The organism is Sphingomonas lenta, assembly GCF_002288825.1.
Classification (GTDB): Bacteria; Pseudomonadota; Alphaproteobacteria; order Sphingomonadales; family Sphingomonadaceae; genus Sphingomonas; species Sphingomonas lenta.
The window spans coordinates 425,651-439,885 of the sequence record NZ_NSLI01000004.1; the positions used below are offsets into that span (position 1 = coordinate 425,651).

At 70.6% G+C, this 14,235-nt stretch carries 13 protein-coding genes; 2 read left to right on the forward strand and 11 right to left on the reverse strand.

From position 1 onward, the window contains the following. Positions 1-47 precede the first annotated feature (47 nt). Positions 48-2,027, reverse strand: a complete 1,980-nt coding sequence (locus tag CKY28_RS14260; RefSeq protein ID WP_095999247.1) for a family 1 glycosylhydrolase — start codon at positions 2,025-2,027, stop codon at positions 48-50. 196 nt (positions 2,028-2,223) lie between these two features. Between CKY28_RS14260 and glf the strand changes: the two genes are divergently transcribed. Continuing rightward, entirely contained in the window at positions 2,224-4,593 is a 2,370-nt protein-coding gene (gene glf, locus CKY28_RS14265; RefSeq protein ID WP_245841851.1) for a UDP-galactopyranose mutase, read from the forward strand. Positions 4,594-5,889: 1,296 nt separating this feature from the next. Here glf and CKY28_RS14270 read toward each other — a convergent pair. Next, positions 5,890-6,378, reverse strand: coding sequence for a YaiI/YqxD family protein (locus CKY28_RS14270; protein ID WP_245841852.1), 489 nt, complete (start codon positions 6,376-6,378; stop codon positions 5,890-5,892). Next, the gene (locus CKY28_RS14275; protein ID WP_095999250.1) at positions 6,375-8,081 is read right to left on the reverse strand and encodes a DEAD/DEAH box helicase; all 1,707 of its coding nucleotides are present in this window, start codon (positions 8,079-8,081) and stop codon (positions 6,375-6,377) included. Before CKY28_RS14275 ends, CKY28_RS14270 begins: the two co-directional genes overlap by 4 nt. Before the next feature lie 99 nt (positions 8,082-8,180). On the opposite strand from CKY28_RS14275, the gene gmk reads away from it, so the two are divergent. Beyond that, on the forward strand, positions 8,181-8,834 hold the full coding sequence (gene gmk / locus CKY28_RS14280; protein ID WP_095999023.1) for a guanylate kinase: 654 nt from the start codon (positions 8,181-8,183) through the stop codon (positions 8,832-8,834). Here gmk and CKY28_RS14285 read toward each other — a convergent pair. The 8 genes from CKY28_RS14285 to CKY28_RS14320 form a co-directional block, all read right to left on the reverse strand. Then, on the reverse strand, positions 8,821-9,519 hold the full coding sequence (locus tag CKY28_RS14285; protein WP_095999024.1) for an ATP12 family chaperone protein: 699 nt from the start codon (positions 9,517-9,519) through the stop codon (positions 8,821-8,823). The two genes, gmk and CKY28_RS14285, sit on opposite strands and share 14 nt — an antisense overlap. Continuing rightward, positions 9,516-9,734 (reverse strand): hypothetical protein, encoded by a 219-nt coding sequence (locus tag CKY28_RS14290; protein ID WP_095999025.1) that lies wholly within the window; start codon positions 9,732-9,734, stop codon positions 9,516-9,518. The genes CKY28_RS14285 and CKY28_RS14290 overlap by 4 nt, the downstream gene beginning before the upstream one ends. Further along, positions 9,731-10,414, reverse strand: coding sequence for an HAD-IA family hydrolase (locus CKY28_RS14295; protein WP_095999026.1), 684 nt, complete (start codon positions 10,412-10,414; stop codon positions 9,731-9,733). Before CKY28_RS14295 ends, CKY28_RS14290 begins: the two co-directional genes overlap by 4 nt. Positions 10,415-10,463: 49 nt before the next feature. Further along, positions 10,464-11,558, reverse strand: a complete 1,095-nt coding sequence (locus tag CKY28_RS14300; RefSeq protein ID WP_095999027.1) for an RluA family pseudouridine synthase — start codon at positions 11,556-11,558, stop codon at positions 10,464-10,466. Positions 11,559-11,576: 18 nt separating this feature from the next. Continuing rightward, entirely contained in the window at positions 11,577-12,302 is a 726-nt protein-coding gene (locus CKY28_RS14305; RefSeq protein ID WP_095999028.1) for a hypothetical protein, read from the reverse strand. A gap of 142 nt (positions 12,303-12,444) precedes the next feature. Further along, positions 12,445-12,972 carry a glycine zipper 2TM domain-containing protein gene (locus tag CKY28_RS14310; protein WP_095999029.1) on the reverse strand — a complete coding sequence of 176 codons (528 nt, stop codon included), beginning with the start codon at positions 12,970-12,972 and terminating at the stop codon, positions 12,445-12,447. Positions 12,973-13,071: 99 nt separating this feature from the next. Beyond that, positions 13,072-13,497, reverse strand: a complete 426-nt coding sequence (locus CKY28_RS14315) for an OsmC family protein (RefSeq protein ID WP_095999030.1) — start codon at positions 13,495-13,497, stop codon at positions 13,072-13,074. A 72-nt stretch (positions 13,498-13,569) separates the two neighbouring features. Then, entirely contained in the window at positions 13,570-13,875 is a 306-nt protein-coding gene (locus tag CKY28_RS14320; RefSeq protein WP_095999031.1) for a glycine zipper 2TM domain-containing protein, read from the reverse strand. Positions 13,876-14,235: the final 360 nt, after the last annotated feature.

Below are 14,235 nucleotides of genomic sequence, written 5' to 3' on the forward strand. Positions count from 1 at the left end.
ACGAGGATGCGAAGGGGCTGGGTGAAGGACCCGTCAACCTTCTTTTATCAAGCGGCCTCCCGCGCGGCCTGCTCGGCGCGGCGTCGATCGGCGGCGAACGCGGCCAGCGCCTCGTCGAGCGGGGCGAGCAGCAGCTCGTGCTCGGCGGCGGGCGGGTCCGCCGCCGCACCGCCGCCCGCACCGTCGACCAGCGTCGGGTCAAGCCCGCACGCCCGCGCCACCGCGCGCGCGAAGTCGGCGGCGCCGAGCGCGGGGCCGTGGCGGAGACGCCAGACGCCCGTCGCGTCGTCGATTAGGAGGTCGAGCGCCGCGTTCACGAGCGCCGGGAGATAGGCGGGCGTCACCAGCCGGTCGCCCGCCGCGCGGAAGCGCCGCCCCGCCTCCAGAGCGCGCGCGACCTCGGTGGCGAAGTCGTCGCCGTCCCCGCCGAACATGCCCGCCGCGCGCACGACGAGACGCTCGGGCGAGCCGTCCAGCTCGTCGGAGACGTGCAGCGTGCGCAGACCCCGCAGCTTCGCCGCCGACGTCCGCCTTCCGCGTGTCGCTTCCACGTCCACCATCGCCCAGGGCCGATGCCGGTCGGCGCAAGCCGCGGCGCCCGCAAGGTCGGTGAGCACGTAAGGGATGTCGCGCACGTCGCACGCGCGCGCAAAGGCCCGGCCCAGCGTGCCCGTCGCGCCGCAGATGAGCAGCGGGGCCACGTCGGCGGCGCGGGGCAGCGCGGGGGCGCCGCGCTCGAAGCGGGCGGGGCGGGGGACGGGCGGGTGGAGGAGCCGCATCGGCCGCCGCCACCAACCGGGCGTGGTCGCGACCGGGTGGCGCGCGGCGCCGTCGGGCAGGCCCTTCCATAGGTGCGCCAGCGCGGTCGGGCGCGGCGTGCCGGCACCGACGTCGTAGAGCCCCGCCTCGTACACGCCCTCGCAGGTGAGGAGCGTGTTCCAGCCACAGCTGCCCAGCACCGCCCAGGCGGTGACGCCCCGCACGTCGACGCCCTCTTCACGCAGCGCGGCCGCGGTGTCCCAGACCTCGCCGACCCAGCGCAGCTGCTCCTCGCGCGTGCAGCCCAAATGCACCTCCGTCACCGCGACCGGCGTCCTGTACCGCTCCCACGCCTCGCGCAGCGCGCCCGCCAGGCCGCCGGGCGCGGGGTCGAGCACGCGAATCGCCTCCACGTCGGCGTAGCGCTGCTCGAAATTGCCGCCGATGACATGCTCGGGATAGCGCTGGACGCGGTGGTCGAGGAAGCGGTCGCTGGTGAGGTAGTGGTTGATGCCGACGATGTCGGGCGGGCAGGGGGCGTCAGCGAGCGCCCGTAGCCGATCCTCCAGCCCGAACTCGACCAACCGCCGCCAGAGCGGATGATCGGGCGTCACCCGGCCGCAGAGCAGGTCCCAGCCCGCCCAGCGCCGCGTATTGTCGAACGCCGCCTGGTGGAACAGCGGCGCGGTGGCGTAGGTGCGGCCGAGATCGTCCGTCTGGATCAGCCGCGCGTGTGGGATTACCTCGCGGATCGCGCGCATCGCGTGGGCGACGCCATCCACTTGGTTGACGAGCGCGGTCCAGAAGCTGCCCTCGTCGCGGTGGTGCGGGTACCAGTGGCCATAGAGGCAGGAGAAGCGCGCGGTGGTCAGCGGTTCGTTGACGGGCGTCCAGTCCTCGATCCACGGGTAGCGGCGCGCGACCTGTCCGGCGTAGCGGCCGAGCTTGGCGGGGAATTCGGGGTCGAGCAGGCTGGTATAGTGCGGCCCGCTCCCGTGGTGCACGAGGCCGGCGATCGGCCGGATGCCGAGATCGCGCAACCGGGCGAGACGCGCGTCGCTCCAGGACCAGTCGCATTCGTCAGGGTGGTTCGGCGCGACGCGCTCCCACAGCACGGGGTAGCGCATCGCCTTGAACCCGACGTCCGCGAACAGGTCCAGGTCCTCGTCGCGCCCGTGATGGCCCGAGAGGTGCGACTGGTCGCCCCAGCGGTCGCCCACCCGCACCACCGTGCATTCCGCGCCGCCCCAGAGTTCGAGCTCAGCCATGTCGTCGCTCCGGTCCGTATTGCGCCGCACATTCCCGTTCCCGTCCCAACGATCTGGATTCGGGGCGGTTTCGCTTACCTCCACCCGGATCCACGCTAATCCACGTTAACCATCAATGGCTTAGACGTGATCGGCGGGAACCTAAGTAGATGATGGCGGTTAAAGCTGTTCATCCAACAGTAAGGTTCCAGAGAAGGTGAAAAATCAGCTTCCGCAGGCGTCCAAACCCCATCTCGTGCAGGCGCAGGTCCCCAGCGGAAGCCCGACCCTCCTCTGCCTCAGCCACCTCCGCTGGAACTTCGTCTTCCAGCGTCCCCAGCACCTGATGAGCCGCTTCGCGCAGACGCACCGCGTGCTGTTCTGGGAGGAGCCCGAGTATGATGCGTCCCTGACGGAACCGGAGGTCCGCGAGGAGGTGGACGCCAAGTCGGGCGTGATCCGCCTGACGCCCGTGCTTGAGAAGCCCGCGCGCTGGGAGCGCGAGCAGCTGCGCGACCTGCTCGACGCCTGGCTCGCCGCCAACCCGTCCGAGGGGCCGCTGGTGCGCTGGTACTACACGCCGATGATGCTGCCGATCTCCGAGCATCTGGAGGCGGCCTGCACCGTGTACGACTGCATGGACGAGCTCGCCAATTTCAAGGGCGCGTCCAAGGAGCTGCTCGACCTCGAAGCGCGGCTGCTCCGCGTCGCCGACCTCGTCTTCACGGGCGGCGCCAGCCTGTACGAGGCGAAGCGCGACCGGCATTCCGACGTCCACGCCTTTCCGTCGTCGGTCGACGTGGCGCATTTCGCCCGCGCGCGCGGCATCAAGACGGAGCCCGCCGACCAGGCCGGCATCGCCAAGCCCAAGCTCGGCTGGGCGGGCGTGGTCGATGAGCGCATGGACCTCGAGCTGCTCGCCGCGGTCGCCGACGCGCATCCCGAATGGTCGGTCGTCGTGATCGGCCCGGTGGTGAAGATCAGCGAGGACGACCTGCCGCGCCGCGCCAACCTCCATTACCTCGGCGGCCGCGACTACGCCGACCTGCCCGCCTATATGAGCGGCTGGGACGTCGCGCTGATGCCGTTCGCGATCAACGACGCGACCAAGTTCATCAGCCCGACCAAGACGCCCGAGTACCTCGCCGCCGGCCGCCCCGTCGTCTCGACGCCGGTGACCGACGTGGTGCGTTCCTACGGCGAGCTCGACGCGGTCAAGATCGCCGACACGCCCGAGAGCTTCGTCCGCGCCTGCGAGGAGGCGATGGCGCTGTCCGCCGGCGACGACATGGCGTGGCTCGACCGGGCGGACGCCCAGCTCGCGCGCGGCTCCTGGGACCGCACCTTCGCCGAGATGTCGACGCTGATTTCCGCCGAGATCGAGGAGCGCGGCCGCGTCGAGGCGGTGGTTTCGCCGACCGGCTGGCCCGACCAGGGCACGCACTATGACGTGATGGTCGTCGGCGCGGGCTTCGCGGGCGCGGTGATGGCCGAGCGGCTGGCGTCGCAGTCGGGGCTTCGCGTGCTGGTCGTCGACCGCCGCCCGCACATCGCGGGCAACGCGTTCGACCATCTCGATCAGGCGGGCGTGCTGATCCACCAGTACGGGCCGCACATCTTCCACACCAACTCGGCCGACGTGTTCGATTATCTGTCGCAGTTCACCGAGTGGCGTCCGTACGAGCACCGCGTGCTCGCCGACATCGACGGCAAGCTCGTGCCCATGCCGATCAACCGCACGACGCTGAACGTCCTCTACGACCTCGATCTCAAGACCGACGAGGAGGCCGAGGCCTATCTGGAGAGCCGCGCGGAGCCGGTGGAGGTGATCAAGACGAGCGCGGACGTCGTGATCTCCAAGGTCGGGCGCGAGCTCTACGAGACCTTCTTCCAGGGCTACACCCGCAAGCAGTGGGGCATGGACCCGTCGGAGCTCGACAAGTCGGTGACGAGCCGCGTGCCGACCCGCACCAACACCGACGACCGCTACTTCACCGACACGTTCCAGGCGATGCCGCTCCACGGCTTCACCAAGATGTTCGAGCGCATGCTCGACCATCCGAACATCGACGTACTTCTGGGCGTCGACTACCGCCAGGTTCGCGACGTGTACTCGCACGACCACCTGGTCTTCACAGGCCCGATCGACGAATATTTCGGCTTCCGCTACGGCAAGCTGCCCTACCGCTCGCTCCGGTTCGTCCACGAGACGCACGACGTGGAGGTGTTCCAGCCCGTCGCGGTGGTGAACTATCCGCGCCAGGACATCCCCCACACGCGGATCACCGAGTACAAGTACCTGACCGGCCAGGTGCACCCGAAGACGAGCATCACCTACGAGATCCCGTCGGCGGAGGGCGACCCCTACTACCCGATCCCGCGCGACGAGAACCAGCAGCTGTTCAAGAAGTACGAAGCGCTTAGCGTGGCCGCGGGCGACGTGACGTTCGTCGGGCGGCTGGCGACGTACCGGTATTATAATATGGACCAGGTGGTCGGGCAGGCGCTGGCGACGCATCGCAAGCTGGCGCCGAGCTTGTTGGGGAAGAAGGAAGCCACCGAGGGCAAGGCCGCGGTGGCGGCGTAAGGCGCAGGGGGCACGCGGCCAGCGCGAGCTGGCCGCGAGACGCCCAATCCTGGCCGGCGAGCGGGCGAGGCGAACTCGCCCGACTCGTCCGACGACGCGGCTTTGCCGCGGCGCTGCCTCCCGCCTGTCCTAACCTCCAATCCGTCCCGTCATGCCGGACTTGATCCGGCATGACGCTTCTTCTGCTCGCGAGAGCGGTTCGCCTAAACGTCCGCTATGGGTGGGAAGCGGACGTTGCCGCGCTATCGCTGCCACGTTCGCAACGCTGAGACTGCCTCGTCGTAGCGACGTGCAAGCTGGGGTAGCTCATCAGCGTTCAAGCCGATGGTGAGAGCAAGATCATCGGCAGGCAACGTTGCGTGACATACACCGGGATGACCTGCCATCTCCATGGCAAAGCAACTAACGAATGGAGCAGGCGAACCCGAAGGCGTTTCGGGGCTATACGTCCAGAATGTTTCGTTGCCGCGTCTAACCCAAGGACGGCCTCTCCATTCCACTCGTTGCAGCCCGCAGATCGTGGAGTTTACGTGTGCCTGGGTTCCTTTTGCTCTGGCGCAGATTGTGGCCCGCTCTTGCACTTGGACATTGCGCTGCTCTGTCCGGGGCGCGTCCGGGTTGAGAATGAAGATAAAGCCCTCGTCCTTCGAAGGCGGCAAGAGAAACGGATAGCTGCTCTTCGCAATCAGGTTTCCGTCAGGCACCCGATACACATGGGTACCAACCCGCTGGGCATCGCTGCAGCCCGCAAGCAAGAGAGCAGCCGAGACTACTGCGACACCATAGAGCGGACGGGGTTGTGTGACCTCCATGCCGGGAGACTGCCGCCTGAGACGAATGTCCGCAATGGGTCGAAAGCGGACATGCCGAAAACCGCTGTCCTACAAGCCCGCGCGTCGATAGCGTCCCGAGTCGCTCTTTCTCATCGTCAGCCCCAAACTCGTCATCCCAGCGCAGCCGCAGGCGGGCGTAGCCCAACCTGGGATCGCGCTGTTCGGACCGGGTGCGCTCTCGGCTCGCGACCCCAGCTTGCGCTGGGGTGACGAACGGATGGACGTGCGTCCAGTTGCGTCAACTTCAACGGCGCGGTAAAAAGCCGCCCGTTCAGCTACTTAGCATCACCCGGTTCCGCGCTCCGCCCCGAAAAGCTCGCACAACACGCGTTTCGGCGTCAAAGTCGTCAAACTCACCCCTGAAAACGGCGGAAAACCGCCGTTCACGACTTGCGCTCCGCGCCGAACGCGTCAACCACGCTCAGGCGTTCCTGCAGTGTACTTTAGTGTACTTCCAGCGCCGCTATGCCCGCCCCAACCGCACCAGCAGCTCGTCCAACGCCTGCAGGAACCGCGACCGGTCCGCCTTCCCGAACGGCGGCGGGCCGCCCACCACGTCGCCGCCGGCGCGGAGGTCGGCCATGATCGCGCGGGTGGCGACCGCGGCGCCGATCGAGCTCGTCGTGAACGGCTTGCCCGTGGGCGCGAGCGCGGCCGCGCCCGCCTTCAGCACGCGGTCGGCGAGCAGGATGTCGGCGGTGACCACCACCGCGCCGGGAGCAGCGGCTTCCGCGATCCAGTCGTCGGCCGCGTCGAACGCGTCGCCCACGACGACGCGCGACACCAGCGGGTGGTCGGGGACGCGGAGCCGCTGGTTGCTGACGACCGTGACTGGCACGCCGTGCCGCCACGCGACGCGGTAGACCTCGTCCTTCACCGGGCAGGCGTCCGCGTCGACCAGGACGCGCCGGCCCAGAGCCGATGCCGCCGGGCTCGCGCCCGGTGGGCTCACCGCGGACGGCCCTGGCGTGGGCCGCGGGGACCGTTCGGACGCGCGTGCGTCGGGCGTGCGCGATGCGGCGGTCGCTGCGCCGGGCCGCCGCGCGGGGGCCCGCCGGGGCCGGCATCCATCGGCTCGATCGCGATGCCGTCCTCCGCGGAGCCCGCCGTGCGGGTGAGCGCGTGCGCGAACTTCGCCGCCACGTCGCCGCGCACCTCGACTGCCGTCTCGTTCGGACCGATGCGGATCGCGCCGATGGCGTCCTTGGTGATGTGCCCGCGGCGGCACAGCAGGGGGAGCAGCCAGCGCGGATCGGCGTTCTGGCGGCGGCCCACGTCGAGGCGGAACCAGGCCGACGGGCCGAAATCCCCATTCTGTATTTCTGGGCGCGGCGGTCGACGCTCGGCGCGCTGCTCCGCCGCGATCAGCTCTTCGGGCGCGGGCAGACTCGCCCGCATCGTGTGGACGAGCGCGGCAGCGATGTCCTCGGGCGACCGCTCGGCCAAGAGCTTGGCGGCGAGGTCGCGGTCTTCCTCGTCCACCTCTTGCGGCTGGAGCAGCCTCGCCAGCAGCCGCTCGCGGTCGGCGGCGCGGATCAGCTCGGGCGAGGGAGGCTGGATCCACTCGGCCTGGATGCGCGCGCCCCGCAGCATGCCGTCGACGCGGCGGCGGCGCGGATAGGGGACGATGATCACCGCCGTGCCCTTCGATCCCGCGCGGCCCGTGCGGCCGGAGCGGTGCTGGAGCACCTCGGCGTCGCGCGGCACCTCGACGTGGACCACGAGGCTGAGGCCCGGCAGGTCGATGCCGCGCGCCGCCACGTCGGTCGCGACGCACACGCGCGCGCGGCCGTCGCGAAGTGCGGCGAGCGCGTTGTTTCGCTCCGACTGGCTGTGCTCGCCCGACAGCGCCACCGCCGCGAAGCCGCGCTCGACGAGGCTGGCGTGCAGGTGGCGGACGTTGTCGCGCGTGGCGCAGAACAGGATCGCCGTCTCCGCCTCGTGCAGGCGCAGCAGGTTGACGACGACGTTCTCGATGTCGGCGGGCGCGACTGCCACCGCCTGATAGGCGATGTCGGCGTGGCCGGCGGTGTCGGACACGGTCGCGATGCGGTGCGCGTCGCGCTGATAGGTGCGGGCGAGCGCCACGATCGGCTTGGGCAGCGTGGCGGAGAAGAGCAGGGTGCGCCGCGTCTCGGGCGTCGCGTCGAGGATTTCCTCCAGGTCTTCGCGGAAGCCCATGTCGAGCATCTCGTCGGCCTCGTCGAGGACGACGGCGCGCAGGGCGGAGAGGTCGAGGCTGCCGCGCTCCAGATGGTCGCGCAGGCGGCCGGGGGTGCCGACGACGATGTGTGCACCGTAGGAGAGGTTCCGCCGCTCGCGCGCGGCGTCCATGCCGCCCACGCAGGTGACGACGCGGCCGCGCTCGTAAAGCCAGCCCAGCTCCTTGGCGACCTGCAGCGCCAGCTCGCGCGTCGGCGCGATGGCGAGCGCGAGCGGCGCGGTGGGCTGGGGCAGCGCGCCGTCGGCGAGCAGCTCGTCGGCGATGGCGAGGCCGAAGGCGACGGTCTTGCCCGACCCCGTCTGCGCGGAGACGAGCAGGTCGCGCCCGCGCGCCTCCTCGGCGAGCACGGCGGCCTGAACGGGGGTGGGATCGGCGTAACCGCGCGCGGACAGCGCCGCGGCGAGCGGTTCGGGTAGGGTCGGAAATGTCATGAGCGCTGCCACATGGCGTCTGACGGGCTCCGGGGCAAGGAGGTTGCGACCGATCGTGAACCGCTTGACGCAGGTTACGACTCCGGCCCAAGGGCGCGCATGGTCCGCACCCTCACCGACCCGCACGGCATGAAGCGCCGGGGCGTCCTGTTCGTGCTCTCCTCGCCGAGCGGCGCCGGCAAGTCGACGATCGCGCGTAAGCTGCTCGCCGCCGAGCCCGAGCTGGGCCTGTCCGTGTCCGCGACCACGCGGCCGATGCGCCCGGGTGAGGAGAACGGGCGCGACTACCACTTCGTCGACCTGGACGAGTTCCGCCGCATGGTCGCCGACCACGAGTTCCTGGAATGGGCGCACGTGTTCGGCCACCGCTACGGCACGCCGCGCGCGCCCGTGGACGCGATGCTCAAGTCCGGCCGCGACGTGCTGTTCGACATCGACTGGCAGGGCGCGCAGCAGCTCCACCAGATCGCGGGCGGCGACGTGGTGCGCGTGTTCATCCTGCCGCCATCGATGGAGGAGCTGCACGAACGGCTCCAGCGTCGCGCCACCGACAGCCAGGAAGTGATCAGCGGCCGCATGAGCCGCGCCGCGACCGAGGTCAGCCACTGGGACGGGTACGACTACGTCCTCGTCAACGACGACGTGGAGCGCTGCTTCGAGAACGTCCGCACCATCCTCCACGCCGAGCGGCTGAAGCGCTCGCGGCAGACGGGGCTGATCGGGTTTATCAGAAAACTAACTACGAAGTCCTGACCGCGCCCGCAGCGGTCAGGAAGCGCACCGCCGCATCGAACTCGCGCCGCCGACCTTCGCGCGATTGGGTCGCGAGCGCGTCCTCGCCCCACTTCTCCTCCTGCCAGTCCTCGTCCAAGCTGGCCGCCGCCCAGACCGCATCCGGCGCGAGCGCGCCCTCGACGAGCGCGAGCGGCAGGATCAGCGAGCCGGTGATCGTCACCACGGGCGACAGGCCCGCCAGCGCCCAGGCATCGAGCGCGCCCACCGCGTCGGCGAGCCGTTGCACGGTCGCGGGCGGCTGGGCGCGGTGCATGACGCCCGTCGCGAGCTCGAAATGCACGTCGTACCGGCCCCGCGCCCAGTCGAGCACCGGATCCCACGCCGCGGCCTGGCGCTGAATCAACTCGGCGGGCCCGTCCGCGCGATAGTAGAGCAGGTCGCCCTCGCCGTAGCGCGACAGCGCCGCCGCGAACGCCGAGCGCTCCGGCTCGACGCGATCGATCGCGGCGTTGGCGAGGCCGGTCAGCGGCATCAGGCGCGGATCGACCTCGTCGCCCACGTCGCGCCACTCGCCCGCGACCGCCTCCGCCAGCGCCTCCGTCGGCAGCGCGAGCGGCGCGCGGCCGGGCGTGCGCACGGGCCGGCCGTCGAGCACGACGACTAGGGTAGGGCCGATCCCGACCTCTTTCCAGAAACGCTTCACTCGGGCGGCGTCCGCCAGCGGCGCGCCATGGATTTCGGCACGACGGCGATCATCAGCAGCGCCGAGAGGACGATCCCCGCCCCGATCACGCGCGGCAGCACGTCGACGCTGCGGCCGATGATGTAGAGGCCGAACACCGCGCCCGCGACGCCGGCAATCTCGACGGCCATCATCGTATAGTAGCGCTGCCGCGCCAGCGTGTCGGGATCGGTCATGACGCCTCCGATAGCCGCGGCCCCAACAGCTGGGGTAGCGTACGCGCGTCCGTCGCGACGACGTCCGCGCCCGCGTCGATGAGCTCGCTCGGCCGGTGGTAGCCCCAGGCCACGCCCACCGCACGCGCCCCTGCGGCCTTGCCCATCGCCATGTCGAAGCTGGTATCGCCGATCATCGCGGTGGCTTCCGGCTCGGCCCCCGCCTCCGCCATCGCGGCGAGCGCCATGGACGGATCGGGCTTGGACGGGTGGCGGTCGGCGGTCTGGAGTGTCACGAAGCGGTCGGCGATGCCGTGGTGCGCGAGGATGTGCGCGAGCCCGCGGTCCGACTTCCCCGTCGCGACGCCCAGCGTCCAGCCGAGATCGAGCAACTGGTCCAGCGTCTCCGCCACGCCGTCGAACAGCGGCTCGGGGTCGAGCCGGTTCTCGGTCCGGAGCGTGAAGAAGGCCTGTTTGTAATCCGCCGCCAGCGCGCGGTGGAACACGTCGTTCTCGTGCGGCGTCAGCGCGCGCACCGCCTCGACGAGGCTCAATCCCACGATCCGCCGGATCGCGGCGCGCGGCGGCGGCTCGTGGCGGTGGAGCGAGAAGGCGTGCTCCATCGCGCGGCAGATGTTCGCCTGGCTATCGACCAACGTCCCGTCGCAGTCGAAGATGGCGAGGCGGACGGGCGGGGGCATTCGGCGTGCATAGGGCCGGCTTGAGATCAGGGAAAGGCGGTTCGCAGCCTTAAGAACCCCGCCCGCGCCGCTCGCCCCGGCGTGCCTTGCGGACCGTCTTGGCGTGAGCCTTCGCCCGTTGCTTCAGGACCGACTTGGGCGGCGGGCCCTTGACCTCGTCGTCGGGGAGGAAGTTGCCTGCGACCTCCTCGAAGCCGAGCGAGACGAGGCTCTCGCGAAAGTGCACCGGCAGCTCCGCCGTCACGTCGAGCGCGCCGCCGTCGGGGTGGTCGACGCGGATGCGGCGGGCGTGGAGGTGCATCTTGCGGCTGATGCCGCCCGTCAGGAACGCCGCGGGGCCGCCATATTTGCCGTCGCCGACGATGGGGTGGCCGATCGCGGCCATGTGGACGCGCAGCTGGTGCGTGCGGCCGGTGAAGGGCTGGAGCTCGACCCAGCAGCAGCGGTTGCCCGCGCGCTCGACGACGCGGTAGCGCGAGCGGGCGGGCTGCCCCTCGGCTTCGTCGACGTGCATCTTCTCACCGCCAGTGCCGGGCTGCTTGGCGATGGGCAGCTCGACCGTGCCGTCGTCGATCGAGGGGACGCCGACGACGAGCGCCCAATAGGTCTTGCGCGCGGTGCGGCTGGAAAATGCCTTGGCGAAGAACGCCGCCGCGCGCGCGGTACGCGCCACGAGCAGCGCGCCGCTGGTGTCCTTATCGAGACGGTGGACGAGCTTGGGGCGGCTCTCGCCCTCGCGGAACGCCTCGAGCAGGCCGTCGACATGCGCGGTCGTTTTGGTGCCGCCTTGCGTCGCGAGCCCCGGCGGCTTGTTGAGCACGAGCGCGGCCGCGTCCTGGTGGATCACCATCTCGCGCGCGAAGGCCATCTCGTCGGCGCTGAGCGGCAGACGCTCGCGCTTGGCGGGGCCGTCGGCGCGGACCGGCTCGGCGGGCGGCACGCGCAGGGTCTGGCCGGCCGCGATGCGGTCGCCCGGCCCCACACGCGCGCCGTCGAGGCGGAGCTGGCCGGTGCGCGCCCATTTGGCGACGATCGTGAAGCTCGTGTCGGGCAGGTGCCGCTTGAACCAGCGGTCGACGCGGATGCCGTCGTCGTCGGGCGCGACGGTGAACTGGCGGACGTCGGTGGGGGAAGGGGAGGGCATCGCCCCGCCCTAGCGGGCTCAGCCGCCGTTGGCGACCAAGTCCACGTCCGTCCCGCCGTCGCCGCGCGGGCGGAGATAGGCGAGATAGGCCGCCTGGCCCCGCACGCCGCCGACGACGTGCGTGCCGTCCTCGGCGCGATGCTCGGCGGAATAGCCCGCCTTGCGGCCGCGCGTGTAGTACCAGTCGGCGAGCTGCTTCAGCGGGGCCGAGCTGCGGAAGGTGACGACGCGAAGCGAGCAGCCGGCCTCGTCGGTGCCGGCGGCCTCGACCACACGCGCGTTGGGGTAGAGCGCGGCCGCGGCGGGCAGGCGGTTGGCCCAGCCGGCCGAGTAGCGGATGCGGTTCGCGCACGCCGCCATGCCGTTCCCTTCCGCGAGCGCGCCCAAAGTCAGCGCGTCGTCGCGGCGGCGGCACTCGGGGCAGTCAGTTTTCGCGTCGGGGGCGGACGCCAGCCCGGCGGGTGCGGGCGCGTCGGACCTGGCGGCGATGTCGACGGGTGCTGTCGCGCCGCCGTCCGGCCGGTTGGGCGGGCGGATCGCGTTGGCGTTGGACCCTTGCGTCAGGCGCGGATCGACCATGATCTGGTCCTGCAGCGCCGCCGCGACCGCCGGGTCGCGCGCCGGATCGGCGGCGTTGACGCCGGCCAGCTCGTTGTCGAGCCGGGCGAGCTCGTCGGAGTTGTCCGTTCCCTGGTTGCAAGCGGCGAGCGCGAGAAGGACGGCGAGGACGACGGACTGGCGCATGGGCGATCCTTAACACGCGGGTAACTCTGACCCTGGACGGCCAGGTGTTAAGAAACCGTCTCCGAACATGGTGAACGTCGCACGAAAAAGGGCCCGGCGGGTGGTTCCCGCCGAGCCCCGGATCGCCGCCGACAGATACGCATCAGCGGCAACGCACCTCGCGCCGTTCGATCGCGCGGCCGAGCAGCGCGCCGCCGCCGCCGCCGAGCAGCGTGCCGAGCAGGTTCGACCCGCCCGGCGCGATCAGGTTGCCGAGCACGCCGCCGGCCACGCCGCCGATGATCAGGCCCGTCGTGCCGTCGTTGCGGCGGCAGTAATAGCGGCCGTCCTGCCCGCGATAGACGCGGTCGTTCCGCGACAGGTAGCGCGGCTGGTAGTAGCGGCCGTCGCGGTAGTAGCGATCGGCATAGTAACGATTCTGGCCGGGCTCGTAGCGGTTGTAGTCGTAGCGGTTGTACTGGCGATAGTCGCGGCGCGCCTCGCGGACGTTCCGGCGATATTCGCGCCGGGCCTCGCGCGCCTCGCGGCGGTCGTCGGCGTCGCGCAGGTCCTCGCGATACTCCTGACGGGCGTCGCGCAGGTCGTCGCGATACTCCTGACGGGTCTGGGCCGCGGCGGGGATCGCCGTCAGCGTCGTTGCGGCGAGCGCGGCGGAAAGCATGATACGCATGTGCACACTCCTTCGGAAAGGGATGCTGACATAACCGCCATCCGCCGGCCCAAGTTGCGTGAACGGTAAACTACGTTTCGTTCACATGGCCGAAAGCGCTCAGGCGAGCGTCGCGTCCAGCGTGATCTCCGCGTCGATGACCTTGGACAGCGGGCAGTTCTCCTTGGCCTTCCGCGCGAGCTCGTCGAATTGGGCCCGCTCGATCCCGCCAACCTGCGCCCGGAGCGTCAGCGCGGACTTGGTGATGGTGAAGCCCTCGCCGTCCTTCTCCAGCGAAACCTTGCATTCCGTGTCGAGCGTGCCGTCGCTGAAGCCCGCGCCCGCGAGCTGGAACGCGAGCGCCATGGTGAAGCAGCTGGCGTGCGCGGCGGCGAGCAGCTCCTCCGGGTTGGTGCCGGGCCCGTCTTCGAAGCGCGTGCCGAAGCCGTAGCGGCTGTCGGCGAGCACGCCCGACTGCGTCGAGACATAGCCCTGGCCCTCCTTGCCCATCCCCTGATAGCGCGCGGTCGCGGAACGTGTCGGCATGTTCGTTCTCCCAAGAAGAAAGGGGCGCCGCGATCGGATCGCGACGCCCCTCGGGTCGGTCGACCGCTGGCCTTAACGGCAGCGGCGGCCGCTGGTTTCCCGCTCGATCGCGCGGCCGGCGAGCGCGCCCGCCGCGGCGCCGCCCAGCGTGCCGAGCGTGCGGTCGCCGCGCGTGTCGATGGTGCGGCCAAGCAGCGCGCCCGCCACGCCGCCGACGACGAGGCCGGTGGTGCCGTCGGGCTTGCGGCAGCGCAGGCGGCCGCGGTCGTCGCGCCACTCGCGGTACTTGTACCGGCGCTGCGCGTCGGCGGGGTCGGCGACGGTGAGGGCGGGGACGACCATCGCGGTCGCGCCCAGGGCGAGCATCAATTTACGCATGGAACACTCCTTTACACGGTATTGGAGAACGGAATGGGTGCGTAACGTCCGCCTCGCAAACCCGGTTGCATGAACAGAAAACAACGGCGCGGGCGAGGCGCGGCCCCGCCCGCGCCGGTGCGCGCCGCAGGCGCGCAGTCAAGCCCGGCCGGCGAGTGGCCGGCCGAGCCGGTCAACTCGTCCGACGTCACGCGGCGGCTCCGCCGTCGCGCTCTCATCCCCGCAATCCACGTTATCCACAATCGTAACGCTAACGAATCCATTTGGACCGACTCGGACGCTGGTGGGACTATCCACCTGTCGGAAGCAGACGAGCGGCGGAGACGCGGTGAGGCGAGCGACCGGCGGACCGGGATCGGG